The organism is Kordiimonas pumila (assembly GCF_015240255.1).
Lineage (GTDB): Bacteria > Pseudomonadota > Alphaproteobacteria > Sphingomonadales > Kordiimonadaceae > Kordiimonas > Kordiimonas pumila.
Genome location: NZ_CP061205.1, coordinates 3,930,242 through 3,956,626, shown reverse-complemented (window position 1 = coordinate 3,956,626; position 26,385 = coordinate 3,930,242). Strand labels below are relative to the sequence as shown.

The following is a 26,385-nucleotide window of genomic DNA, read 5'->3' as shown; positions in this document are numbered from 1 at the left end:
GGAAATTTATATGATTAATGATATGCCTGATAGCGTTAGCTTGGTTCCTATTGATCAAATCGAGGTTTTAAATCCAAGGGACCGTAATCCTTCAATATTTGAAGAGATTGTAGAGAATATCAGAAAAATAGGCCTCAAAAAGCCTATCACTGTTTCTGAATGCACTGACGAGGGTCATGATTTTTCTTTTAAACTGGTGTGTGGCGAGGGGCGGCTTAATGCGTTTCGTATATTAGGTGAAACACATATCCCGGCCTTGATTATTAATGTGAGTGATGAAGACGCACTTATTATGAGTCTGGCTGAAAATATTGCCCGCCGAGGCCATAGGCCACTGGAGATATTAGCTGATATAAAAGGGTTGCGGAAAGCAGGGTATACTGCCGATGAGATAGTCGAAAAAACGGGACTATCCAGCAAGTATGTGACCGATATAGTGTTCTTGCTTGAGCAAGGAGAAGAACGACTGATTGAAGGTGTTCAGCGTGGATCGATTCCCTTGACGATTGCGCTGGAAATTGCACGTACAAAAGTAGGTGACCATAATTTGGGAGATATGCTTCAAGAAGCCTATGAAAGAGGACAACTCAAAGGGAAGCAGTTCATTGAGGCTAAAAGGCTTGTTGAAAAAAGAGCCCAGCATGGCCCGGGCTCTCCGCATAGTGACCGTATTGAGCCACCGACTACAAGTTACAGCTTGGTTCGTACTTATCAGAAAGAGGTGGATCGGCAACATAAAATGGTGTTGCAGGCTGAGCATGTTAGTCGACAACTTCTGCTGATGGTTGAAGGGTTGAGGAAGCTCTTTGCAGATGAAAATTTTATAACCCTTCTAAGAGCGGAAAATCTGGTGACTTTGCCCAAATATTTGTCTGCGCGGATAGGTAGTGGTCAACAGGGAGAAACATCATGCCAAAAGACAATAAAGTAGCCCCAATGTATCCAGGAATTTATCCGATTCATGAAGAAGGTGAGGGGAAGCTTGAATATCCAACGGCACCGCTGAATACTATGCTTGGTTTTGATTTGGATACCTATCAGATACCCCTAGGGAAATTGATGCAAAGTAAGCGTATGCCGGATGGTATTATGACAACACGTAAATATAGGCAGATAGTGTCCTCCATTCATGAAATTGGGCTGATAGAACCCTTGTCTGTGATCAGATCTGAAGTTGAAACATCAGATTTTATGATACTTGATGGCCATTTGCGTGTGTTGGCTTTGAAAGAGCTAAATTATCAAGAAGCGCCTTGCTTATTAGCAAAAGATGATGAGACTTATACATATAATCATCGGATCAATCGTTTATCGACTATCCAAGAACATTATATGATCCGTAGGGCGCTTGACCGGGGGGTTAGTAAAGAGCGACTTGCACGTGCGTTCAATGTCAATTTGAGTTCAATCCATAAACGTATAAGTTTGTTGGATGGTATTGCCCCTAAAGCCATAGACCTCCTGAAGGATCAACAGTTTACACCAGAAGTTTCGCGTATACTGCGTAATATGAAATCTGCGAGGCAAGTGGAGGCGGTAGAGCTTATGGTTTCCAGCAATTCTATCACAGTAGCGCATGCTGATGCCCTGCTGAAAGCGACACCACCTGAAAAAAGGACGGATGTTAAAAAAAGGCAGGCTGTTCCTAAAAAAGCACCTGTTGAACAGTTGATAAGGCTAGAAAAGGAAATGAGTCAGGTTCAGGACAGATATAAAGATGCTGAACAGAATTATGGTTCTACCCTTCTTAATTTGATTGGGGCGAAAGGCTACCTTGTAAAGCTCATGGATAATGCGGCTATTCGAGATTATATAGAGCGCAATGAACCTGAGATTTCTGAACACTTTAAAATGATTGTCAGTGCAGGTGATGTACAAGGTTGCGAATTGGGTGAAGATGAATGACAATTCAAATTAGGAAAGGGGTTATCAGTTCGGCCTCTGTACTGACCACGATTTAATAAATTGCTTTTTAAGTGTTGATGTATATATAATGTTCATTATTGAACAATTAGAGTTTCTCAGATTATTTTATGTTGAGTGGCAGTTACTCGGGCTATGAAGTAGCTAAAGGCGGTTGTTTAGTGACTAGTCAGCGGAGTAGAATGCAAGAGGAGGTGCATTTTCGTATCCTTCACTTGCTCAATGAAAACCCTGAAATGTCTCAGCGTGATTTAGCAGACGCTGTTGGGGTTAGCGTTGGCGGCGCGCATTACGTCCTGAATGCCTTAGTTAAGAAAGGTTTTGTAAAACTGGGAAACTTTAGCTCAACTCAAGATAAAAGGCGCTATTCCTATATTTTAACACCGAAAGGTCTTGCTGAGAAAGCGGCCATTACGCAACACTTTCTTGAACGAAAGCTAGAGGAGTATCACGCTCTCAAAGTGGAGATTGATGAGCTGCGCCATGAAATTTCACAAGAGGTAGGCTATGCAAGTCACTCGAATGCGGTTTCAAAGGGAAGTTCACATGGGTAGTGGTTGGTCAGTAGGTGGCTGTGACAAGGTATTGGCACCACCTCTTGGAAGTCGCATGTTATTGCTCTATCGGTTTGCCTCTTGTGCGCGTCCTGCCACTTTTGATGAAGGTATGCGGGCGGGCCGATGGTTGCATATGCCGGACAAAACAGAATGTGGAATACACCTTGGTTTGGATGGATGCTTTGTCTGGAATGGCAACAAGTAAGAGACGAAATGATATGGTGAACTGGCTAATTACGGGAGGGTGCGGCTTCATTGGACGGGCTCTGCTCTCAAGATTGTTGTCAGAAGGTGGGCACAATATCCGCGTACTGGACAATTTATGTGTGGGAACGCGAAATGACCTGCGCCAAGTAACAACTTATCGTGAGCTTTCTTTGATCGCTGATTCAAAATCATGGACTAATGATGTTCAACTTATTGAAGGTGATATTCTTGATAAGGATACTACAGTTCAAGCCGCTCAGGATGCTGATGTCGTTGTCCATTTGGCGGCCAATACGGGTGTTGGACCTTCAGTTGATGATCCGGTGAGTGATTGCCGCACGAATGTGATGGGAACGCTCAATATGCTTGAGGCATGCCGAAAAGTAGGCGTAGGGCGCTTTGTATTCGCATCTTCAGGTGCACCGTTGGGCGTTCAGGTACCGCCTCTGCATGAAGAGATGGCCCCGCATCCGGCATCTCCTTATGGTGCTTCTAAGCTGGCAGGTGAAGGGTATTGCTCAGCATATTTTCACTGCTTTGGTATTGAGACTGCGATTTTGCGGTTTGGAAATGTTTACGGTGAAGGCTCGGGGCATAAACAGTCTGTTATTGCGAAGTTTATCAAAAAAGCGCTGGCAGGTGAAACTTTGGAGATATACGGCGACGGCACCCAAACTCGGGATTTTATACACATCTCGGATCTCGTTGATGCTGTCGTTCTGGCCGGCCTCATACCGGAGGTGGGGGGCGAGACGTTCCAGATTGCGACCGCGCAGGAAACTATGCTTTCAGAAATGGTGGAAAAACTGTTTGCGGCGATGCAGCAGGAAAATATAATAGTGCCCTCGACGTATTTTGGACCCAAGCGGGACGGCGATGTTACACGCAATTTTTCGGATACTGAAAAAGCATATAAGCGCTTGGGGTGGAAGGCACAGGTTTCGCTTGAGGAAGGCTTGCGCCGGACGATCCGCTATTTTCTTGCACTTGAGGCGAATTAATTAGTGAGATTTTAATCAGGGAAACAAAGATATGAAAGTATTGATACTTGGGGGGGACGGTTATCTGGGCTGGCCAACCTCTATGGATTTTGCCGCGGCAGGCTATAATGTGACCGTTGTAGATAACTATTTACGTCGAAATATTGCGGAGGCGACCGAGAGCGACGCACTTCTCGTCGCCCCGAACTTAAGGGAAAGAGCCTCGATTTTCGAAGGCGTAACCGGAAAAAAAATTAATGTATGCATTGGTGACCTGGCCGATCCAGACTTTATGTTCGAGGTGGTTCGGGATACGGCCCCTGATACTATTGTACATTATGCAGAACAACCCTCTGCACCCTATTCGATGCGGGGATTTCGTGAGGCTAGGCAGACTTTTCAAAACAACTTGGATGTTACCTTCAACTGCATTTGGGCAGTGAAGGAACTGGCGCCCGATGCTCACATTGTAAAGCTGGGAACAATGGGCGAGTATGGCACCCCCAATATCGATATTGAGGAGGGCTGGATCGATATTGAGCATAAAGGACGAAAAGACAAGTTCCTCTTCCCGAGGGCAGCGGGTTCACTGTATCATACCACCAAAGTGTTGGATACAGACCTCTTGTGGTTCTATGTACGCACTTATGGTCTTAGGGTTACAGACTTGATGCAGGGGCCAGTGTATGGCATCTCAACCAGCGCGGCCGACCTAGATCCAAGGCTTTGCCCTAATTTTCATTATGATGATATTTTTGGAACTGTGGTAAACCGATTTTTGGTTCAGGCTGTGGCTGGTGTTCCTTTGACTGTTTATGGCGGCGGCGGCCAGACGCGCGGCTATCTCAACCTGCGCGATACGTTGCAGTGCGTTCGTTTGGCAGCAGAGAAGCCCGCTGAAGAAGGTGAGCTTCGTATATTCAACCAGTTGACCGAGACATTCACGGTGACGGAGCTTGCAGAGCGTGTGAGGGCCGCAGGTAATCAGATGGGGTTGAATGTTGAAATAAAGTCGATTCCCAACCCGCGCAAGGAAAAGGAAGAACATTATTATAACCCTGCTCATTCCGGCCTTATGGAACTGGGCCTGCAGCCTCATTACATGACTGAGGCTGTCTTAGGCTCAATGCTGGAACGCATTATTGAGAACCGTGATCGTATCGTCGAGAGCCGTATTATGCCGCGCGTGCGTTGGAGTTAGGTTTGATGGAAAAGTTTAAGGATAAAACAGTACTCGTGACCGGCTCTTGTGGTACAGTAGGTGCGGAACTGGTGCGTCAGCTGGTTGACAGTTCTGCAGCACATGTTGTGTGCCTAGATAATAATGAAACCGAGCTATTTTTTCAGATAGAGCAGTACCGTGGGAGAGACAAGGTGTCTGGCCACTTGGCAGATGTTCGAGACCGGGAAGCGCTGAAGCTGCGTATGCGGGGCGTGGATATTGTGCTTCATGCTGCTGCGCTTAAGCATGTTGTCCTCTGTGAGGACAGCCCGGCGCAAGCAATTGCCACAAACATTCTGGGTACGCAGAATGTTATTGATGCCGCTCAGGCCAATGGTGTAGAGCGGGTGATTTTCACCTCCTCCGACAAGGCGGTGAACCCGACCAATGTGATGGGCACATCGAAATTGATGGGCGAACGGCTGATGACAGCGGCGGCGGAGACTACGGCAAAGGGGCTCGAAATCCAGGCGCGCAACAGCGGTACTATCTTTGCGTCAACGAGATTTGGGAATGTGCTTGGCTCGCGCGGGTCGGTGGTGCCTCTATTTCGCCGTCAGATCGAGGGTGGCGGCCCGATCACCCTGACTGACAGGCAGATGACCCGCTTTATCATGACGCTTGAAGAAGCTGCAGCGTTGGTGCTTGAATCTGTTTGGTTGGCCAAGGGTGGTGAGGTGATGGTGACCAAAATGCCGGTTGCTCGCATTGAGGATATCGCCCATGTGATGCGAGACCACCTTGCGAGTGACCAGAATATTGAAATTATCGAGATCGGCGCAAAGCCCGGAGAAAAAATGTATGAGGAGCTAATGAATGACGAAGAAGTTAGGCGTACCTATGAGTATGACGATTTCTTCATGACCCTGTCTGCCTTTTCTGACACCTCCACACCAAAGTACAGCGGTGTGACCTGTCAACCGCAACCAGACCGGCCCTACAATTCAGCCCATGAGGCATCAATGAATAAAGATGAGTTGGCGAGATATTTGGTGGAACGTGGAGTTTTGAATTAACTAAACTATAATTCGCTCTTATTTGAACAGCTGATTGTGTATCAAGTTTGGGCTAATTATTGATATGGGTTCTGTTGTTTTAGTCGAATATTGAAGCTAGAAAGAAAGAAGAATGGAATTTAATCCTGCGGATAATATGGTTGGTAGCTTTACCAAGAATGATGGAACAATTGACTTTTATTTACGAGTTAACTCGTTGCTTGATAGCAGCTATACGGTTTTGGACTTAGGAGCAGGCAGGGCAGCATGGTATGAGGACGATATATGTGAAACTCGTCGATCTGTTCGCTTAATAAAGGGGAAAGTGCATAAAGTAATAGCTGCCGATATTGATGAGGTTGTTCTCAATAACCGTGCAAGTGATGAACAAATACTTATAAAAGGTGGTGAACTTGCTATTCCCCCTAATTCGATAGATATAATAATAACGGATTACGTTCTAGAGCATATTGACGACAGAAACTCTTTTTCAAAACAAATAGATCTATGTTTGAAAAGTGGTGGTTGGTTCTGTGCAAGAACACCTCATAAATACTCATATGTTGCGATCTGTGCATCCCTAATCAAAAATAAATTCCATACTGCTTTTCTCAGTAGAGTTCAGCCCAATAGGAAGGAGATTGATGTCTTCCCAACCAAATACAAGATGAACACCTTGACCGATATACATAATACTTTCGCCGATTGGGAGAGTAGATCGTTTATTTTCAGAAGCGATCCTGCGTATTATTTTGGTAGCAAGATTATTTATATAGCCCTATCTGCCATTCACAGGTTCTTGCCAGCGTTTGTGAGTGGAAATTTGTTTGTTTTTATAAAAAAGCCATAGCTTAAACGCTTGTTATTTCTAATCTTTACCTGACTGCTAAGCTTTGTAGGCAAGAAAAGCGATCTATTTATATGATACTTGTTATGTACACATTGTTATATTTTTTTTTATTGCTGCTACCGAGCTGTCTTAAAATTTTCCTTTTGCGGTTACTGGGGCATAAAATAGGCAGGCGCTGTCGAATAGGGTTTTCATTAGTGTGTGTAGATAATCTTGTAATGGAAGATGATGTTTATATAGGGCATTTTAATCTTATTTGGCGTTTAAAGAAAATAGAATTAAAATCAGGTTCTCGGATAAGTGCACTAAACTGGATCACTGGCGCTCAACATGGGACATTTCGCCTTGGCAGCAATAGTTCAATTAGTGTGCTCCATTTTTTTGAAGCCTCAGGAAACATCGCAATTGGTGCTAACTCAATTATAGCGGGTCGGTCCTCACAGTTTTTCACACATGGAATTACACCAGAAAACCTAAATGATATAAGCTCTATTATTATAGAGGATTGGTGCTACATAGGTTCAGCATCAAGGTTTGTACCCGGCGCTTATATATCAAATCATACGTTTGTGGGGATGGGGGCTGTGGTTACGAAAAGATTCTCAGAAAGGTATGTTCTTATTGGGGGTGTTCCTGCAACGATTATTAAAAAATTGCCAAGGAACGCTGCTTATTTTGAGCGGTTGTATCTTCCGCAGTCGCATCAGCCCCCTGAATACAACGGTAAACCATGAATACAGACTTAGTAAAACGTTTACTTAACTATGATGCTGGGCAAGTTGTACGTTTGATCATAACCTTTGCTACGCGTGTCATTGCTGCCCTTGGGAGCTCAGTACTTACATTTTTAATTGCCCATACTAGCAGTCCTTCAGTATTAGGTCAATTTGCACTTTTTATCAGTCTGCTGGGGGCGTTTTCAATAGTGTCAAGGCGAGGCCTTGACTTTGTGCTTATTCGAGTAATTGCGCAGAACATTACTAGTGGAAGCCATATCTGCACCCTTAGTTACCTTCAATTTGCACTTAGAAAGTGTCTCTGGCCAACTTTAATATTGTCAATTATTGGTTCTTTGCTATTAACCACGACTTTATTTGGGGAGGCCTTGCCTGGTAGTGGTGTCGCCTTTGCCGTAGCATTGCCAATGTTTACTTGGCTTGCATTAGTTTCCGGCTACTTTAAAGGCTTGGGGTTACCTTGGGTGTCACCGTTCTTTGAAATTGGAGGTGTCTCGGCCGCGGCAGGTATTATTATTGCCAGCTTGCTAATTTTAGATTGGATGAATTCTAGTGTTAACATATTGGTATGTTTTATTGCTGCACTAGGGTTTGTTTCGATAGTGGCCAAATTATTACTCACTAACAGAACTGTTCCTGAAGCCAATAAGCGAGTAGCAAATAAAGCTTCGTGGAGCGGTGACTTGGATCTTATGCTTGTGGCGTTGTCAACTTTCTTGTTACAGAGCGGGGCTTTTGTAATAGCGGCTCCTTTCATTGACAATACACAGTTAGGTCTTCTTCGTGCAGCAGAGCGACTTGCAGTAATTGTAAGTTTTCCCGGAGTGGTAATAAATTCTTTTATTGGGGCTCAAATTGTTCATCAGATTACTAAAGCTGATTTTCTAGCTTTAAGAAAGACAATGAGGCTATCTATGCTTTTGGGTGGCCTTATAGCTTTTCCTCCTCTTATGGTTTTTACTTTTTTCCCTGAGATTAGTTTAACCTTTTTAGGTGATGGCTACATTGAGTCAGCGCCCTATCTTAGACTTATGGCAATAGCAAATTTCGTCGTGGTAATTTTCTTTCCATACTGCATGTTGATAAGTTTAGGGGGCTTAGAGAGATCGGCAATGAAAATCAATTTAGCTTTTCTTGGGCTTGGCTTAATTCTTTTTCCACTTTTTGCAATGTTATTTGGAGCTATCGGGTTCACAATCGTTTATGCGATAATTTCTGTAACACGCATATTCACAATTTTTGCACGTGCAAGTCATCTAGGTGAGTAATTAGATGAACAGTTTGATATACGAAGTTGCTGTTTGGGGCCAAAAAGTGGTAGGCTATCAAGCTTTAACTGTGTTGCCTATATTGTTTTTTACTTGGATTATAATTCGTCAGTTATTATATTTCAGGCTGGACCTTGTGGGTGTAGCACTCGGTTTAGCTGCATTTCCTATGTTAACGCCATGGCTATCAAGCTTATTGGGCTTCGATTACTTTACGATGTTAAATTATGACCTTCAAGCTAGACCTGTACTAAAGGTCGCTGCAGTTATTTTAATAAGTATTTTTTGTTCTGCTTTTTATATAGGCTCTCACTTTGCAAGCGCACTTGTTAAAATAGGTAATCAGCAAAAGATCAAGTTTACCTTAACTAGCACTACGGTACTTTTCATTATAATTTTCTCTCTTTTATTCAAATTTCTAGAGGCTCACACCATACTTTTTAATGATTACGGCACAATTAAGAGTGAAGATCAGCTTTTCAGCTCAACAGTGCATCAAATTTTTAACATCTTTGCCGCTGTATTTTTGAATTATGTACGCGGGGATAAGCGCAGACGGGCAATTTTGATAATGTATCTTCTGATCATTGCATTATCATTTCTCATGTCAAGGCGAACGCTCACAATAAGTGTCATTATCATACTAGTGTACTCAATGGGCAATACACATTTTACTATACGCCAAATGCTTGGATTGGCGATAGCTGCTTTCCTTCTTTGGTTTGTCGGCATTTCTCGTACAGTTGGAGTTTTTAACTATTTATCTAATGGGGGCATCGATAACATAAATACTTTCTTCTCTTTACCGGGAGGGGCTTCTAATGTTTTCGTTGGATCCATGGGAGTAATTGACTTGATTAATAGTGGTGATTTAAATAACTTGGATAAGGTTCCGATTGTATGGTGGTTAGATGGTCGCTATGAGAGTGAAATCTATCAAGACTACGGCTATCAGTATAATGGTGGGATGCATCTAGCAAATACATTATACTGGAACTTTGGTACTGTAGGGGTCATCTTGGGAGGGGTGATTTTGGGCTATATTTGTAAACGTTGTGATGCATACCTTCGGACTATTTCGGTGTCAGGTGGTACACTTGCTTCAATGCTTGCAGCTGGTTTTGTGTTAACTCTTTCCACGACTCTCTGGTATTCACCAATAGCTTTGATCAAATTGACCGTGACCATAATTATTCTTCACAGCATTATACGCGTTGCCTTCTTCCGCCAATATGCTGCTAAATAGGAGTTGTCCAGCATGCGCGTCGCGAATATCATTGAAGAAGGTAAGGTAGGTGGCCCGCAAATTCGAATGGTGCGTGTGGCTGCGGCAATTCGAGATATTGATACGCTCATCGTCATGCCAAAAGCAAACTCGGATGCCTTCAGCACACTTTGTGAGCAGCATAATATTTCCTATCGCCAACTTCCTCTTTCTAGGCTCACGAAAGAATTGTTTCCAGCTATTGGCTATCTGTTGCTATCTCCATTTGAGATTATACACCTAGCTTGGTTCTTGCAACGCAAGAAGGTTGATCTTGTGCATGCATCTGGCGGAAGTTGGCAGTATAAAGGGGTCATTGCCGCACGGCTTACTGGCACACCTGTTGTATGGCACCTGAATGACACCTTTGCCCCTGGCTTTGTCCGGTGGCTGTTTAGGTTTGCCTCAAGCCTGGCGAGCGGCTTTATTTTCGCCTCGCACCGATCGTATGACTATTACCGGGACTTATACCCTCAGGGTAAGCCTGGGCACATAATATCATCCCTTGTCGATCCGGAATACTTCTCTCCGTCCGCACAAATTGACACTACCGAAGATCAGGAATTTCTGGAAAGTCTGGGTAACGAGCTGGTCATCGGAACAATTGCAAACGTAAGCCCTGTAAAGGGGTTGGAAACCTTGATCCGCGCGGCCGCATTACTGCACAAGGCCTCAGCGACTAAAACAGTACGTTTCCTGGTCATCGGCCAAATAAGTAAGGGCCAGCAGGTCTACTTAGAACGTCTCAAGCGGTTAGCGGGCGAACTTGACGCCGGATCTATTCAGTTTTGTGGTGCCCGCGATGATGTTCGGGCTATCTTGCGGCGCTGCGACATATATGTTTGCAGCTCCAACGCAGAGTCATCCCCGGTGGCCGTATGGGAGGCGATGGCGATGGCTAAGCCCGTTGTGTCAACCAATGTAGGTGATGTTGCCCGCCATGTGCTGGACGGCAAGGCCGGTTTCATAATGCCGGTCGGAGATCATGAAACAATGGCGGAGAAAATTACACAGCTTGCAAGCGATGCCTACCTGCGCGAGAAGTGTGGTAAGCAAGCTCGTGAAATTGCAATAAGATCGTTTTCACCAGATAATATTGCCAAGGCGACCATGATAGCATATCAACAAGTTCTTGAAAGATACTAAGGGGTTATTATCGTACTACATAATGATAATCGTTCCGAATATGTCCTGTATGTATTTTTAATTTTAAAGGATATGAAATGTCAGCAATTCTAGGCCTTAATGCCTTCCACCCAGATTCTTCAGCGTGCCTTGTCATAGATGGTAAACTGCATGGGGCGGTGGCCGAAGAGCGGCTTGGTGCGCGTAACAAGCATACGATGGCGTTCCCTGAAAATGCAATCCGTTGGCTTTTGCAAGATGCAGGGATCAAATTGGCCGACATTACTCATATAGCCCTCGCACACGCGTCTGGGGCGAATATTAAGTCAAAAGTCGCTTATGCCTTGTCGAATCCCAAGGTAGGTGTTGAGGCCGCGGCACGTTTTTTAAACAGACAAAAAGAAACGGCAATTACGCTCAAAAGTTTGCCTTATATTTGCGATGAAGACCCGGCTAAGATGAAATACAAAATCTATAATGTAGAACATCACCTCGCTCATATTGCTAGTGCATATTACCTCTCAGGCTTTGATGGTTCAGCAGGCTTCTCTTATGACGGGTCCGGTGATTTTGCATCAGCAATGGCAGCTAGGTGCGAAGGCCCTGAAATTAAGATATTAGATCGTGTTCGTGTGCCGGACTCATTGGGGCACTTTTACTCGGCGATGTGCCAATTGATTGGGTTTGATTTGTTCGGCGAAGAATATAAGGTTATGGGCTTGGCCCCATATGGAGAAGACACTTTTGCTGAAGAAATGCATAAAATTGTGTCTATTGAAAATTTGGACTGGTTCAGGCTGGATCGTAGCTATTTCACGATTCATCGTGCTTTGAGTGAGGCGCAATTGGGAGATGATGGGCAGATGAAGCTTGGCCGCTTGTTCTCTGAAAAAGTGGTTAGGCTTTTAGGCGATCAAAGAGATAGGCAATTGGAAATTAGTCAACGTGAGAAGAATATTGCAAAATCAACCCAAGTGCATTTTGAACGCGCTGCATCTAACTGCCTAAAAACATTGGAGAAACATGTACCACTTAAAAACTTGTCAATGGCTGGAGGGTGTGCTCTTAATGGTGTTATGAATGCTCGCATGTATCGCGACTTTGATATTGATAAAATGTACTTGCAGTGTGCTGCTTCTGATGATGGTACCGCTATTGGTGCCGCTTATGCATGCTGGCATATGGGGCTTGGTCGTGCGGAGCGTTTCCACATGAAACATGGATTCTGGGGCCCTGAGTATTCGCAAGCACGGATATCCAAGGCAGCTGAAGCTTCAGGGTATCAGGTATATGAGTGTCAAAATGATGATGAGGCAATTAGTATTTCAGCGGATTATATTGCTAAAGGGGCAGTTTTGGGCTGGTACCAAGGTAGAAGTGAGTGGGGCCCTCGGGCGTTGGGAAATCGATCAATATTAGCGAACCCTGCTATTAAGGGTATGAAGGACACTATTAACAAGAAAATTAAGAAGCGTGAATCTTTTCGGCCTTTTGCCCCCTCTGTTCTTAGGGAAGAGGTTGGTCGTTTCTTTGAACAGGATATAGAAAGTCCATTTATGATGCACGTGGTAAAATTTAAGCCAGAGTGGCGTGAGCTGTTTCCTGCTGTAACTCATGTAGATGGCACAGGGCGGCTGCAAAGTGTCGATGAAGAAAACAATCCAAAATACTATAAGCTTATTAGGGCGTTGAAAGATAGGACTGGGTATGGAATCGTTTTAAATACAAGCTTTAATGAAAACGAACCAGTCGTAGATACCCCAGAACAAGCAATAGCATGCTTTGACCGCACAGATATGGATGTTCTAGTATTGGGGACGTCCATTCTATGGAAACCTACATATACTCGAGAAATACGTTAAGTTCGTTTGTTTGCCTATTAGCTTTGGTACTAATTATGTCTATTCAAATCTCCATCATAACGGCAGCTTTTAATCGAGTAAATACTATTGGTGAGGCGTTAGAGACGGTTCAGTCACAGACATATAATCATAGCATTGATCATGTTATCCAAGATGGTGGCTCAACGGATGGTACAATTGATATTATAAACGGCAAAGCAAACTCAAAAACGAATATTCAGAGTTGTTCTGATAAAGGCATTTATGATGCTATTAATAGAGGAATTAAACGTGCATCAGGGGATGTTATAGGACTTATGCATTCTGATGATATTTTTGCAGCTGATGATATTATTGAAGATGTTGCAAAAATATTAGGAAACCCAGACGTTGATGGTGTGTATGGCGACCTCCAGTATGTTGCTGCTGATAATACCAACCGAGTAATCCGGCACTGGACATCAGGACCTTACAATCCCCAAAGGCTCAGAAAGGGTTGGATGCCGCCCCATCCTACTGTTTATTTAAGACGTGAAGTGTTTGAAAAATTTGGTCTCTATGATACGTCTTATCGTATAGCGGCAGATTACGATGCGATGCTACGGTACATGGGGCATGGTGGAATACGCATGGCATATTTGCCCCGCGTTATGGTTAAAATGAGAGTTGGGGGGGTAAGTAATCGGTCCCTGAAGCACATTATCCAGAAAAGCCAGGAGGATTACCACGCTTTACGCTCTAATGGTATGGGGGGCACCGGGGCGTTGATAAGAAAGAACTTGTCCAAGCTTGGGCAATTTATAAACAAAGGTTAATGTGTTGTTATGAAAAAAGCTTTGATCACAGGGGTTACTGGTCAGGACGGGTCGTATCTGGCAGAGTTACTCCTTGCTAAAGGGTATGAAGTTCATGGTATCAAGCGTCGTGCTTCCCTGTTCAATACGCAGAGGATTGACCATATTTATCAAGACCCTCACACATCAAGCCAACAACTTAAACTGCACTATGGGGACTTAACAGACACTTCTAACCTCACCCGCATCATCAGTAAGGTAGAGCCTGACGAAGTGTATAATCTTGGGGCGCAGTCGCATGTGGCCGTGAGTTTTGAAGCCCCCGAGTACACCGCTGATACGGACGGTGTTGGTACTCTTCGTATGTTAGAGGCTATTCGCTTTCTGGGTTTGGAAAAGAAGACAAGATTTTATCAAGCATCAACTTCAGAGCTATATGGCCTTGTGCAGGAGACTCCGCAAACGGAGAAAACTCCCTTTCATCCTCGCTCGCCTTATGCAGTGGCAAAGCTGTATTCTTATTGGATTACAGTAAATTACCGAGAGGCATACGGAATGTATGCCTGTAACGGCATCCTCTTTAACCACGAAAGCCCCCGTCGTGGTGAAACATTTGTAACACGTAAAATTACACGTGGTCTTGCTAATATTGCTCAGGGGTTAGAAAGGTGCATCTTCATGGGTAATATCAATGCCTTGCGTGATTGGGGACATGCTAAAGATTATGTGCGTATGCAATGGATGATGCTCCAGCAAGAGGAAGCCGAGGATTTTGTAATTGCTACTGGTGTGCAGTATTCGGTTCGACAATTTATCATATGGACAGCTGCAGAGCTTGGAATAACATTAGTGTTTTCTGGTGAAGGTGTTGATGAGGTTGCAACTGTAACAGCAGTAGAAGGTGATAATGCACCAAAAGTTAAGTGTGGTGATGTGATTATGCGGATTGATCCTCTATATTTTCGCCCAGCAGAGGTTGAAACTCTGCTGGGAGACTCCACGAAAGCAAAGGCTAAGCTTGGCTGGGAAGCAGAAATTACTGCGCGCCAGATGTGCGCCGAGATGGTGGCTGACGACCTCAAAGCTGCCAAACGTTATGCCCTTCTGAAAGAGCATGGGCTTGAACTGCCTGTGCCTTTGGAGAATGGGTGATGAGGGTTTATGTCGCAGGCCATCATGGAATGGTCGGCGGGGCGATTCTACGACTGCTTGAAGCTCGTAAAAAAGCAGGAGAAGCTCTGGAGTTGATTACGCGGCCTTCTACGGAACTTGACCTTAGAGATCAGGTGAAGGTTCATGCTTTCATGGCTCAAGAGAAGCCTGATGTAGTGATTCTGGCGGCTGCTAAAGTTGGAGGTATTCATGCTAACAATACGTATCCAGCTGATTTTATTTATGATAATCTGATTATAGAGTGCAATGTCATCCACGCGGCATATAAAGCGGGAGTGAAAAAGTTACTTCAGTTGGGCTCTTCTTGTATTTATCCTAAGCAGGCAAGCCAGCCTATGAGTGAAGATGTGCTTCTGACCGGTATCTTGGAACCAACGAATGAACCATATGCAATAGCTAAAATTGCAGGCATTAAACTTGGTGAGAGCTATAATAGGCAACATGGAACAGACTTCCGTTCGGTTATGCCGACCAACCTTTATGGTCCGGGCGACAATTTTCACTCTGAGAACTCACATGTTCTTCCGGCGTTGATCCGGCGTTTTCATGAAGCAGTACAGGAAGGGCGAGATGAGGTAATTATCTGGGGCTCAGGGAAACCAAAGCGAGAGTTTTTACATGTGGACGACATGGCAGCCGCATCACTATTTGTGCTCGACTTGGACTATGAGGCCTATTCAAGAGAAACCAAACCAATGTGTAGCCATATAAATGTGGGTAGTGGAACAGATGTGACTATTCGGGAACTCGCTGAAACTGTGGCTCGTGTTACCAACTTTAAAGGTAATTTGAAGTTTGATACATCTAAGCCAGATGGTACGATGCGAAAGCTGATGGATGTCAGTCGATTAGCGCGGTTGGGCTGGGCGGCATCTATTGAGTTGGAGGAGGGCATTAAAAGTGTCTACAATTGGTTTCTTTCTCAAAAGCTTTCTAGTTTAAGAGATTATTAACATACTGATAATGGCCTGATTTTTGTGTATATAGATGTAAATTGCATAAAGTTTAGAGATATTCTATGAGCCTGATTATAGCTTACTCGGTATTATGACGGTACTAGCCATTGCGCTAAATGCTCGTTATTTCGGTGAACTTCTTGGCGTTATGGACGACCCTGATAAAGAGGGTCATAAAATCCATAAGTTACCAGCGCCGCTCGTTGGGGCGCTCATGCTTGGTGTCCTTTCTGTATTCATGCTCCTGAATCACTATTTATTTGATGCCAGTTCACGCATGGTTGGGGTGAGTGTCTGTACCATCATGGCAGCCATGCTTGGTCTTGTAGATGATAAATTGCAGCTTAGCTGGCAGGTTTGCCTTGTTGCGATAGCGGCTTGTTGCGCGGTGGGTGCCCGATTGCGTCTTGATGGTCTGGTAATACCCCCATTTATAGAGGGTTTCAAAAGTAGTGCCGTTTATAGTGGGCGTTTAGAGCGTTCCCGAGCCAGTATAAATGCGCAGGCTGCCAGTATGCTGGTGAAGAAGTAGGAAATAGCTGGCATTTGGAGAGGAAAATCCACAAGGGAGTGAAGGCCCATCTGAATCGATACTGTACCCCCAAGGAATAGGAAAATTTTATGCTCTACACTTTTAAAGGCACTGTAAAACATCCATATCGTAATGAATAGGAAAGACAGGATAAAAAGTCCTCCTGCAAAAAGTCCTGCGGTCATGATAATTTCAAGAACATCATTATGGCCCTTATTGAAATACCGAGGCATCTCTTCGGGCCGGTATTGAGAGAAATACTCAACAAAAGTGCCGATGCCAATGCCTTTTATGGGGTTTTCTGCAATGGTGTCCATCATAATAGGATACGCTAGGAACCGCATATCATTATAATTCAATGTGTTCATTCTGTTACTGAAAAGTTCGCCGCTTAGATTAAAAGTGAGGAGCGCAAGGGCTGTCAGGCTAGCTATAAAAAAGTAATGCTTATTGCGTTTTGTGACATCGGAGGGGTTAGGTGTGGCTTTTAAGGTTGAAAGCATAATTAAGAGTAAAGAACCAGCCAGACTGGTCATAATTCCTGCACGCGAGGCTGTCAGAAAAAGGCCAGACAGAAGTATAATGAGCGAAAGTGCAATCATAACATTTTTTGTTAGGTCTTGGGTGAGAAACTGAATGATTTTGTCTTTTATAGTTACATGCATTTCTGTCTTGTGTGTGTATGTCCAGAGCATATAGGCCAGCATGCATTGAACACCAATACCGGCATATGCGGCAAAACTGTTTCTGTTTACAAAAGTAGATGTTAATGCTCCAAAAGATGCCTGCCTCTCGTACCATAACACATAGCCATTCCCCGAAAAATACACAATGAGGCCATACACACAGTAAGCTGTTACAATCAAACTAATCATCAGTATGAACTTTGGCACATCGGATTGCCGTTTGAAGTTTTTGAAAATTAGGAAAAACCACACTAAGTGTGAGGAGAAATAAAGTATTGTTGTGATTGTATGTTGAGGTGTTACTGACCACCTAAGTTGAACTTGTAGAATACCCCAAGAAATAAGGAATAGTGTTGCGCCGACCGGAAAGTAAAAAACTTTGGGAAGCTTGACGCCATTCAGTGACTTCCAGCGTATCGCATAGATAATTCCAGAAAACCCGATAAAGACAACCCAGAAATATTGCCACACAGGACGAGCACTTGCAAAGGGCAGGGGTGATATTAAAAGTAGTAAATAGATAAATCGCACGGCACCAGACCCTTCAAAGTAGCTCCCAAAAATATGATAGCGCAATGCTAGGCATAAAACAATGTGCGGATTGATCCAGTACATCTCTCGGGGGCTAGCAATTATGCCTGTAGTTGGGCGAATCATTGAGATGGTGCGTAGCGAGGCTTACAGTGCGTTTTACTTTAAAGTGTGAAAGCTCTAAGTGTACACATTTTTATACACATACACAGAATTATTTTAAGAATATATTTTTATTTCAATAAGTTATAATCTTGATTATCATACTACGAATCTGGGGGCCGAGGGTTCGAATCCTTCCCGGTGCACCACTTTTCCTCCTTTATATATTTATAAGGCATTGATTTACAAGGGTTATGTGAAATCGTGGCTTTGCCTCTTCTTGACTTTTCTCAAAATTGGTACACAATATGGGACACATTTGGGACACAAATGAGAGTGATACCATGGCTAAGCCAGATAGGTATTTGATGCTTCGAGGTGACCGCTGGTACTATAAAAGAAGGGTGCCAGAGAAATACCGCGCTTATGATGAGCGGGATATCATCAAGCAGTCCTTAGGCACAGATTCGCGTGAGATTGCTCGCTTGCGAAGGGATGCCCTGGAGCAGGCGGACAATGATTATTGGGCCGCGGTGGCTTTTAATAACGATGAGACTGCGAGTGCCGAGCAGTTAGCACAGGTCAGAGGGGTGCTGGATCGGAAATATCAGGCGGCATGCTCGCGTGCCCTCGCACACGGGTTTATCTATAGCCCTGCTATGCAACTGGTTCAGACGGCTGATGTGGGTGAACTGGTGGACCGTGTGAAGGTGGTGACGCAGGCGAGTGGTATCCAGCCTGGTCGGGTCCATCAGGCGGAAGCGGATGCGCTCTTGGGCGGTATTGATGAACCTACGCTAACAGTGCTGGAGGCCTTTGATCTATACTGTGATACCATTGCTGTTGGTGATCTTCTGAACAAATCTCCCAAGCAGAAGAAAAGTTGGAAAAAAAGCAAGCAGCGAGCGATTAATTATTTTGTGGGTCTATGTGGTAACAAGCCAATTCTGGAAATTACTAGAAGTGATGCACAAGCCTATTATAATTGGTGGGCAGAAAGATTGCTACCCACAGACGGACAAAAGCCCTTAAAGGCGAACACAGCTAACCGTGATCTTGGGAATATGAGAACCCTGTGTCGGGAATATTTTAACTATATTGGCCAGGAAACACGGGACAACCCTTTCCGTCTTCTATCCTTCAAGAACACAAGCCCGACAGAGGTTCCCCCTTTTGAAGATGATTGGGTGCGCAGCAAAATACTTAAGCGTGGTGCACTTGGTGACCTCAATAAGGAAGCGCTTTATATTGTCTATACACTCATAGAGACAGGGTGCCGCCCTTCTGAGGTAGCAAACCTATTACCTGAAAATATTATCCTGGATGCAGAGGTCCCATACCTTGATATCCGTCCGCGTGCTGGTGTGGAGATCAAAACACAGTCCTCTACCCGTAAAATCCCGCTGGTGGGGGTTTCCCTTGAGGCCATGAAGCGGGCACCTCATGGCTTCCCCAGATACAGAGACAAGGGAGATGCCTTGTCACAGTTGCTTATGAAAGAGTTTCGTATCCATAAGCTCTTTCCGACAGATAGCCATATTATCTATTCCTTCAGGCATTCGTTTGAAAAGCGGATGCTGGAGGCGGGGTTAGATTATGACTTCCGGTGTTTGATGATGGGGCATAAGAACACGCGGCCCAAGTATGGTGATGGCGGCTCCATGAAGTTCAGGCAGGAGCAACTGTTGAAGATTGTTCACCCATATCCAAAGGATATTTTTGGTTGAGGGGTAAATCATTGTATGTCACCAAATTGCTCAGTTTGTTAGAGCAGTGGAATCATAATCCATGTGCCGGGGGTTCGAATCCCTCCTCCGCTACCAAAGATTCAACAAAATTAATACCTTACGTGCTCTCTACTTTACTGGCGACGCTCTACTGCTTAGTCAGGCGAAGCGCAATATGCCCCTTAGATGCGTAGATTTTTTAATGTCCCATATTGGGACGTTAACCACTCAAGACATCTATTAAGACATCAAAACAGTAGAATCATTTAAAATTACAAGCTCAAGATGCGGTTCTTCAGTGACTGGTGCTAGCTCGACCTTGTTCTGCGTCTCTGTGTGGTATGGCTTGCCACGGGTGTGCTCAATGTCGTACTCTTCCAGTAAGCCTGCAAAGCTGGAGGATACATAACTCGAACCATTGTCGCTGGGCAGCCTTGGTCTCTACTTCAGCCTGATCCAGCCCTGTATTTTCTGCAGTGTATCGGCAGCGTCCTTTGAGGATATGTTGATGCAAAGCTTCCAGCAAACGATATAGCGACTGTAGTCATCCGTCACAGTCGATAGATAGAACCAGTCCCACCCAATCACCTTCTGGTAAGTAAAGTCTGCCCGTGATAGTTCCAGTTTTATACGCCTCCTGAGGATATGTTCCCCAATTGTCGTGGGGCGTATAGGATAAAGCTCTGCTGCTGTTGCGCGCCGGATTCAGGTCTCGCGGAAGAGGCAAGGCGCACGGTCGGCAGCCAAACCAAAATGCTAGCACGCTGAATGCACAAGCGGTGGGTCATTACCGGTTGTCAGCACCATCGCAGACCTTGCAGGCAGCGACACCGTTGACACACCCGAAGCCCTCGCTTACAGGCGCATGGGACCGCAAGTGGGTGTAAGGGCGGTGGGATAGGGTTTGTCGGTACTATATTGGGGCCGAAGCCTGATATCCGCCATTAAACTGGCCATTCTTATATGTAGCAAATAGTACTTATAACCGAGCAACACCAATCGTAGGGGTGTCTGATAAGGGTTGATACGTCCTTCCGGGCGCGATTGAGGCTACGTCTATGCCAAAATCTAGCAGTTCAGAATCAAGCGGGTTACCTTGTGCAAGCGATGCGGCAACTTTACTGAGTGCGGGTGCTGTTTGAACCCCAAAGCCACCAAGTGCTGCCAGCCAAAAGAAGCCGGGCTGGATAGGGTCAAACCCAACCACTGGCGATGAATCAGCAACAAATGAACGTAAACCAGCCCATTTATGCGCGATCCGCCGTATTTGTAGGGTGGTTACTTGCTCAATCCGATCAATAGCGATTGCAATATCTAATTCATCTGGTTGTGCATCACATGGTTTGGTTAAGGTTTCATCGGAAGGTGAAATCAACAACATACCTGCGTCAGGCTTAATGTAGAATTCTTCTTCTACGTCCGCTACCATGGGCCATGCATTTATGTCGAACCCGGTTGGGGCGTTCACAAGACATGCACTGCGCTTTAATGGGTGAAGGCCAATATCAAAAGCGCCCACCTTCATGCCAAGCTCGCCAGCCCACGCACCCGCCGCATTAATGACCATGCTCGTGCGGATAACCTCATTGGTGGGCATGGTTATAGCCCATCCACCTTGATCACGCTGAATATCCAAAATGTGGCTTTGCAGTGAGATAACCCCGTCATTTTTTTTCAATATTCGCAGATAAGCTTGCTGCAGTTCATGCACTTCTATATCCGCAGGTGTGCTGTTTAAGAGGGCCCCTGCAAATTTTTCAGCTTTTAGGATAGGGCAAAGAGCAGCGGCTTCTTCAGGTGATTTATATTCGACTATATCATCTGCTTCTAATGTCTCTTTAAACGTGTCTAATAATTCTGCTTTTCCCGGACTGGCGGTGATTAAAATTTGACGCGGTTTTACCAACTGAACGGCAGTAAAGTTTTCCGGTGGATTATAAAAAGCCTTACGGCTGGCTCTTGTCAGGGCCCGCACCATGTTGTTGCCATAGGATTCAATAAAGAGAGCGGCAGAGCGCCCTGTTGAATGGTATCCGGGTTGATCTTCCATCTCTAGTAACCTGACTGAGCTTTTCTCAGACAGCTGTGCTGCAACAGAAACACCGGCAATTCCACCACCGATAACCACAAAATCATACTCAGAAATCATAACGCATCCTAATAAATCACAAAATTCAAACCATAGACTGTCAACATCACACCTAGCGGGGGCATTGCAGGCTTTGGAGCTTTTCATTTAACTTGATCAAGAGAGCTTCTGCATGTGGCTTTTTCACATGACCAAACCCTCTCACATTCATTGGCGCGCGCGCCATATCAAGTGCATCTTCCGGTTTTTCGTTTGCAAGGCTTGGCAACAGGGCTTCGATCGTACGGATATAAGTATCACGTAGCGCACGCTCTAGGCGTCGTTCACTTGAAAGCGAGAAAATATCAAAGGGCCCTTCACGCAGGCCGCGTAATTTTGCCAAACATCGAAATACAGGTAAAATCCATCCGCCCACAGCAATTTTGCGGGGGTGCCCAGTTGCTGGGTTAATGCGGGCCAAGAGCGGCGGGGAAAGGTGGAGCTTGATGCTTTTTATAGTGTCAAACTGTTGATTTAAATCAGCCAAAAACCGCTTATCAGTATATAGCCGCGCAACTTCATACTCGTCTTTGTAAGCCATTAATTTATAGGCTGAGCGGGCGACTGCCCATCTAAAGTCACCACCTTCGGCACCCTCGGTCGCGCTAAGGACGGTTGCCATTAAGGAGGCGTAGCGCTCGGCATAGGCTTCATTCCAAAAGGCAGTGAGATCATTAACCCTGTTGGCAATGAATTCATTCAGTGCCAGGGGAAGCGGCTCATCGGTTACTACTGCGTTAAAGGCCCCTCGTCCTGCATTGAATGCTCTTTGATTAGCTTCGACTGACCGGCCGTTTAATTTGATTGCTTCATTGATTGATGCCAGGGAAAGCGGGATTTTTCCTGACTGCCAAGCAACCCCAAGGGCAACAATATTTGCAAAAATTGTATCGCCACATGCATCTAGAGCGATTTTGTTTGCAGGGATCATGAATGGTTTTGTACCCGCCGCCTGAGAAAGGTTTTCTTCAAGCATTGTAGGTGAGACACTTTGATCCCGATTTTGCTGAAAATTGGCTGTTGCTGCTATATTGTTATTCCCAACAACCAGTGTTTTCTTTGAAACTGTAGATAGAACTTCTGGGTGCACGGCAGCGACCATGTCACACGCAAGGATCATGTCCGCATCACCCGCACCCACACGGGCTGGTACTAGGGCGCCGCCTTTTGGCCTTAGCCGTAGGTGGCTAAAGACAGCGCCGCCTTTTTGGCTTAGCCCTGTCATGTCAAAGACATGTGCATCAAGGCCCTCTATGCGAGCCGCCATAGCAAGAATTGCCCCAATGGTTACGACGCCCGTGCCGCCGATACCGGCGAGAACCATATCAAAACCGTTTCCTAAGTCCCGAAGTGCTGGGGGGGTGACGTCGGCAGCATTTTTTTTGCCAGCAGACTTGCGAATGCGGGCACCCTCTAGGGCGACAAAGGACGGGCAAAACCCCTTGATGCATGAGAAATCTTTGTTGCAAGCGGACTGGTCAATTTTCCTTTTTCGGCCAATCTCGGTTTCTAGTGGCTGGATGGCCAAGCAGTTAGACTGCAAGGAACAGTCGCCGCACCCTTCGCAGACATGCGAATTGATATAAATTCGTTTATCAGGGTCATCAAACAGGCCAGTCTTGCGTCGTCGCCGTTTTTCAGCAGCGCAGACCTGATCATATATTAAAATGCTAACGCCGATTTGTTGGCGCAGTGCCTTTTGCACCAGATCCAGATCGTCCCTATGTCTGAGCGTCGTTCCTGTGGGCAGTGGTTCCTTGCTGAAGCGGTCAGGATTTTCAGATAAAACAGTTACCGAGGTAACACCTTCAGCCTGAACCTGTTGCACAATCTGTGACACGGTTAGGCCGCCCTCAACGGGCTGGCCCCCTGTCATGGCGACAGCATCATTATATAAAATTTTATAAGTGATATTTGTTGATGCCTGCACTGCGGCCCGAATGGCTAATGATCCGGAATGATTATAGGTACCATCCCCTAAGTTTTGGAAAATATGCTTGGTTTCGGTAAAGTTCGAAAGGCCAATCCAGTTGGCCCCTTCCGCCCCCATGTGCCCCATTATCATAGGACTGCGCTCAGGTTGGAACATAACCATGCCGTGGCATCCGATACCAGTTGATCCAACGGACCCCGCGGGCACCTTGGTGGATGTATTGTGCGGGCAGCCCGGGCAAAAAGCTGGGCGCCTTACTGCTGGGGGAATTTTTACATTTTTTGAAGCAAGTAACGAGCGGAGCTCGATAACTCGGCCCTTAAAACCAGGATGTAGCGCTTCGATGTCCGGCATGGCCGCGCTTAAACGTGCTGCAATGGCAACAGCAACAGTGATAGGGTCAAGGCCGAAGTCTGCAGGTAGCAAAGGAAGGCCAGCAGCATCTGCTTTGCCCGTGATACGGGGTCTTTTTTCTTGATTGAATAAGAGCGTTTTTGCCTGAGTTTCTGCATGAGCCCGCTTCTCCTCGACAAAGAAGATTTCCTCTGCCGCGCGGGAGGCTTCAGCCAGCCCCGCAGGGTCCAACGGGAAAATCAGGGCAATCTTGTAAACCCCAATGCCCAAACTTTTGGCAGTGGGCTCATCAATGCTCAGTTGCGAGATCGCCTCGAGGACATCTGTGTATGCCTTGCCTGTTGTCGCTATCAGGAAGCGGGGGCTCTCTGCCCCAAAAGTGATGCGATCGAGGTTATTTGCATGAGAAAAAGCCTGAGCCATGGGCAATTTGGAACGGGTAATCCGGGCATCTTGCTGTTGCAATGCCTGAACTTCCTGCCGGATATTTACGCCGTCTTCTGGCAAAGGATAATCTGGTACAATTGGGTCTTCAGGTAAGGAAAGATCCAGCACAGAGGTGGTTTCAACCGTTTCATTAACTAACTTCAAGCCAACCAGAAGTCCGGTATAGCGGGACATGGCAACCGCAGCTAACCCCATTTCTAGTATCTCATCGACGGATGATGGATACAGCGTCGGTACGCCCCAGCTTGCTAAAGTTAAATCGCTTTGGTGCGCTGTCGTAGATGATTTTCCAGTATGATCATCACCGTACAAGAGAACAACGCCCCCACGGGAAGAGGTGCCGTGCAAATTAGCGTGTTTGATAGCGTCACCGGAACGATCAACGCCCGGCCCTTTACCGTACCAGAAGGAAAATACGCCATCGACAGTTTTGTCGGGAATGAAATCTAGTTGTTGGGTCCCAAACACTGCAGTAAGGGCAAGGTCTTCATTCACGGCGGGTTGAAAAATGATATTGTTCTGTTCAAGCTCAGCGGAGGCTTTCCATAGTTCAACATCATATCCCCCAAGCGGTGACCCTCTGTAGCCGCTAATGTAACCTGCTGTATTGAGGCCTTTACGCTGGTCCAGCGCACGCTGAAGTAGGGGTAAGCGAACGAGGGCTTGGCACCCGTTCAGTAACGCACGGTCACCTTCCAAGCGATATTTGTCATTCAGTGATATGGGGAAAATCTCTGTCATATTTTCTCTGTAATATTTTTTAAGTGTTGGTCATGATCTATCATGATTGTGGTCTGCAATAAAGAAAATATTCCATATTAGAAAATTATTCAATTTAAGAAATATATTTTGCTATCAATGCTGGCCTGTGTAAATGATATGGGAAAATATAAGGGCGACCCTCATTTCGCGTCTTTTCGATAACACCGAGTATTAAGCATTGATCAAATTATGAAAACAGAATCAGATTGGTTCCGGCGCATCATATTGCCGGGCCTTGCTTTTAAAGCCGTCGTTATTGGAGGGGGATATGCGACAGGCCGCGAGCTTGTAACATTCTTTCTTGGCAGTGGCCCTTTGGGTGGACTTTATGGTCTCGTGCTTGCCATGTTAATCTGGAGCTGTATCTGCGCGGTGACTTTTTCATTCGCGCACCAAACAAATAGTTATGATTATCGCTCGTTTTTTAAAAAGCTCCTTGGGCCCTTATGGCCCTTATTTGAGGCGGCATACTTTCTCGCTCTGATGGTCACGCTTGCTGTGTTTGCCGCTGCGGCAGGGGAAATTGGTAGCGCCTTATTTAATTGGCCGACCCTTTTGGGCGCGCTGCTGCTTATGGGCTCAATCACAATGTTTGCCATGTTTGGGAATGACTCGGTCGAGCATCTTTTCAAATATGTCTCATATTTTCTGTATGTGACGTATGCGGTTTTTATTGTGCTTTCGGTCAGCAGTTTCGGGCACCAGATTGCAATGGCTTTTGAGGGTCAGCCAAGCACAGACGGCTGGGCCTTGGGTGGCATGACATACGCCGGGTATAATGTTGTTGGCGCAGTAACAATATTGCCGATCATTCGGCATATGCGCAGTAAGAAGGACGCTGTACAAGCAGGGCTGATTGCAGGGCCGCTCGCTATGGTGCCCGCCATCCTGTTTTTTATTGCTATGGTCGCTTTCTATCCTGAAATCGGTAACGAACGGCTCCCTTCCGACTTTTTGCTGGACCGCCTGAATATGCCTGTATTTAGGTATATATTTCAGGCGATGATTTTTGCGGCTCTTCTTGAAAGTGGGGTTGGCGGCGTGCATGCAATTAACGAACGTATTGCTAAGTCGTATCATGAAAAAACGACCCGAGATCTTTCAAAGTTTGCACGCCTTGGCATAACGCTCACGGTCTTGGTTTTGTCCATTTTTGTTGCCGGACATTTTGGCTTGGTTGCCCTGATTGCTCAGGGTTACAGCTTCCTTGCTTATGTATTTTTGGCTATTTTCCTAGCGCCCCTCGTGACGGTTGGGCTTTGGCGGGTGCTTCATCCAGAGGCGGATTGAC

22 protein-coding genes are annotated in these 26,385 nt (G+C 45.6%); 18 read left to right on the top strand and 4 right to left on the bottom strand.

Annotated features, from left to right (window positions below; translation table 11 throughout):
* Window positions 1-10: 10 nt before the first annotated feature.
* From ICL80_RS17610 to ICL80_RS17535, 16 genes are all read left to right on the top strand, one after another.
* Window positions 11-931 (top strand): ParB N-terminal domain-containing protein, encoded by a 921-nt coding sequence (locus ICL80_RS17610; RefSeq protein ID WP_194214026.1) that lies wholly within the window; start codon window positions 11-13, stop codon window positions 929-931.
* Window positions 910-1,905 carry a plasmid partitioning protein RepB C-terminal domain-containing protein gene (locus ICL80_RS17605; protein ID WP_228073665.1) on the top strand — a complete coding sequence of 332 codons (996 nt, stop codon included), beginning with the start codon at window positions 910-912 and terminating at the stop codon, window positions 1,903-1,905. Before ICL80_RS17610 ends, ICL80_RS17605 begins: the two co-directional genes overlap by 22 nt.
* Before the next feature lie 200 nt (window positions 1,906-2,105).
* Window positions 2,106-2,477: a MarR family EPS-associated transcriptional regulator gene (locus tag ICL80_RS17600; RefSeq protein WP_228073663.1), complete on the top strand. Its 372-nt coding sequence runs from the start codon at window positions 2,106-2,108 to the stop codon at window positions 2,475-2,477.
* Between the two features lie 194 nt (window positions 2,478-2,671).
* Window positions 2,672-3,688 (top strand): NAD-dependent epimerase/dehydratase family protein, encoded by a 1,017-nt coding sequence (locus ICL80_RS17595; RefSeq protein ID WP_228073661.1) that lies wholly within the window; start codon window positions 2,672-2,674, stop codon window positions 3,686-3,688.
* Window positions 3,689-3,719: 31 nt separating this feature from the next.
* Window positions 3,720-4,868: an NAD-dependent epimerase/dehydratase family protein gene (locus tag ICL80_RS17590; protein ID WP_194214025.1), complete on the top strand. Its 1,149-nt coding sequence runs from the start codon at window positions 3,720-3,722 to the stop codon at window positions 4,866-4,868.
* 5 nt (window positions 4,869-4,873) lie between these two features.
* Window positions 4,874-5,905, top strand: a complete 1,032-nt coding sequence (locus ICL80_RS17585; protein ID WP_194214024.1) for an SDR family NAD(P)-dependent oxidoreductase — start codon at window positions 4,874-4,876, stop codon at window positions 5,903-5,905.
* Window positions 5,906-6,017: 112 nt separating this feature from the next.
* Window positions 6,018-6,734 (top strand): class I SAM-dependent methyltransferase, encoded by a 717-nt coding sequence (locus tag ICL80_RS17580; RefSeq protein WP_194214023.1) that lies wholly within the window; start codon window positions 6,018-6,020, stop codon window positions 6,732-6,734.
* 218 nt (window positions 6,735-6,952) lie between these two features.
* A complete protein-coding gene (locus ICL80_RS17575) occupies window positions 6,953-7,468 on the top strand; it encodes an acyltransferase (RefSeq protein WP_194214022.1) in 516 nt (171 codons plus the stop codon).
* Window positions 7,465-8,739, top strand: coding sequence for a lipopolysaccharide biosynthesis protein (locus ICL80_RS17570; protein WP_194214021.1), 1,275 nt, complete (start codon window positions 7,465-7,467; stop codon window positions 8,737-8,739). The genes ICL80_RS17575 and ICL80_RS17570 overlap by 4 nt, the downstream gene beginning before the upstream one ends.
* A 4-nt stretch (window positions 8,740-8,743) precedes the next feature.
* The gene (locus tag ICL80_RS17565; RefSeq protein WP_194214020.1) at window positions 8,744-9,985 is read left to right on the top strand and encodes a hypothetical protein; all 1,242 of its coding nucleotides are present in this window, start codon (window positions 8,744-8,746) and stop codon (window positions 9,983-9,985) included.
* Window positions 9,986-9,997: 12 nt separating this feature from the next.
* Window positions 9,998-11,149, top strand: coding sequence for a glycosyltransferase family 4 protein (locus tag ICL80_RS17560; protein WP_194214019.1), 1,152 nt, complete (start codon window positions 9,998-10,000; stop codon window positions 11,147-11,149).
* A 77-nt stretch (window positions 11,150-11,226) separates the two neighbouring features.
* Window positions 11,227-12,990 (top strand): carbamoyltransferase family protein, encoded by a 1,764-nt coding sequence (locus ICL80_RS17555; protein ID WP_194214018.1) that lies wholly within the window; start codon window positions 11,227-11,229, stop codon window positions 12,988-12,990.
* Window positions 12,991-13,025: 35 nt separating this feature from the next.
* Entirely contained in the window at window positions 13,026-13,784 is a 759-nt protein-coding gene (locus ICL80_RS17550; protein WP_228073659.1) for a glycosyltransferase family 2 protein, read from the top strand.
* 9 nt (window positions 13,785-13,793) lie between these two features.
* Entirely contained in the window at window positions 13,794-14,915 is a 1,122-nt protein-coding gene (gene gmd, locus ICL80_RS17545) for a GDP-mannose 4,6-dehydratase (RefSeq protein WP_194214017.1), read from the top strand.
* Complete coding sequence (gene fcl, locus ICL80_RS17540) at window positions 14,915-15,889, top strand: GDP-L-fucose synthase (RefSeq protein WP_194214016.1); 975 nt, start codon at window positions 14,915-14,917, stop codon at window positions 15,887-15,889. Before gmd ends, fcl begins: the two co-directional genes overlap by 1 nt.
* A gap of 94 nt (window positions 15,890-15,983) precedes the next feature.
* Entirely contained in the window at window positions 15,984-16,424 is a 441-nt protein-coding gene (locus ICL80_RS17535; protein WP_194214015.1) for an MraY family glycosyltransferase, read from the top strand.
* Here ICL80_RS17535 and ICL80_RS17530 read toward each other — a convergent pair.
* Window positions 16,352-17,299, bottom strand: a complete 948-nt coding sequence (locus tag ICL80_RS17530; protein WP_194214014.1) for an O-antigen ligase family protein — start codon at window positions 17,297-17,299, stop codon at window positions 16,352-16,354. The two genes, ICL80_RS17535 and ICL80_RS17530, sit on opposite strands and share 73 nt — an antisense overlap.
* A 788-nt stretch (window positions 17,300-18,087) precedes the next feature.
* Here ICL80_RS17530 and ICL80_RS17525 point away from each other — a divergent pair.
* Entirely contained in the window at window positions 18,088-19,470 is a 1,383-nt protein-coding gene (locus ICL80_RS17525; RefSeq protein ID WP_194214013.1) for a DUF6538 domain-containing protein, read from the top strand.
* Between the two features lie 441 nt (window positions 19,471-19,911).
* Here the strand turns inward: ICL80_RS17525 and ICL80_RS18310 are convergent, their stop codons facing one another.
* The 3 genes from ICL80_RS18310 to ICL80_RS17510 all read right to left on the bottom strand — a co-directional run bounded on the left by ICL80_RS18310 (window position 19,912) and on the right by ICL80_RS17510 (window position 25,073).
* A complete protein-coding gene (locus tag ICL80_RS18310) occupies window positions 19,912-20,094 on the bottom strand; it encodes a DDE-type integrase/transposase/recombinase (RefSeq protein ID WP_392389812.1) in 183 nt (60 codons plus the stop codon).
* 355 nt (window positions 20,095-20,449) lie between these two features.
* On the bottom strand, window positions 20,450-21,619 hold the full coding sequence (locus ICL80_RS17515) for an NAD(P)/FAD-dependent oxidoreductase (RefSeq protein ID WP_194214012.1): 1,170 nt from the start codon (window positions 21,617-21,619) through the stop codon (window positions 20,450-20,452).
* A 52-nt stretch (window positions 21,620-21,671) separates the two neighbouring features.
* Window positions 21,672-25,073: an indolepyruvate ferredoxin oxidoreductase family protein gene (locus ICL80_RS17510; RefSeq protein ID WP_194214011.1), complete on the bottom strand. Its 3,402-nt coding sequence runs from the start codon at window positions 25,071-25,073 to the stop codon at window positions 21,672-21,674.
* 210 nt (window positions 25,074-25,283) lie between these two features.
* Here ICL80_RS17510 and ICL80_RS17505 point away from each other — a divergent pair, with 210 nt between their 5' ends.
* Window positions 25,284-26,384, top strand: a complete 1,101-nt coding sequence (locus ICL80_RS17505; protein ID WP_194214010.1) for a YkvI family membrane protein — start codon at window positions 25,284-25,286, stop codon at window positions 26,382-26,384.
* Window position 26,385: the final 1 nt, after the last annotated feature.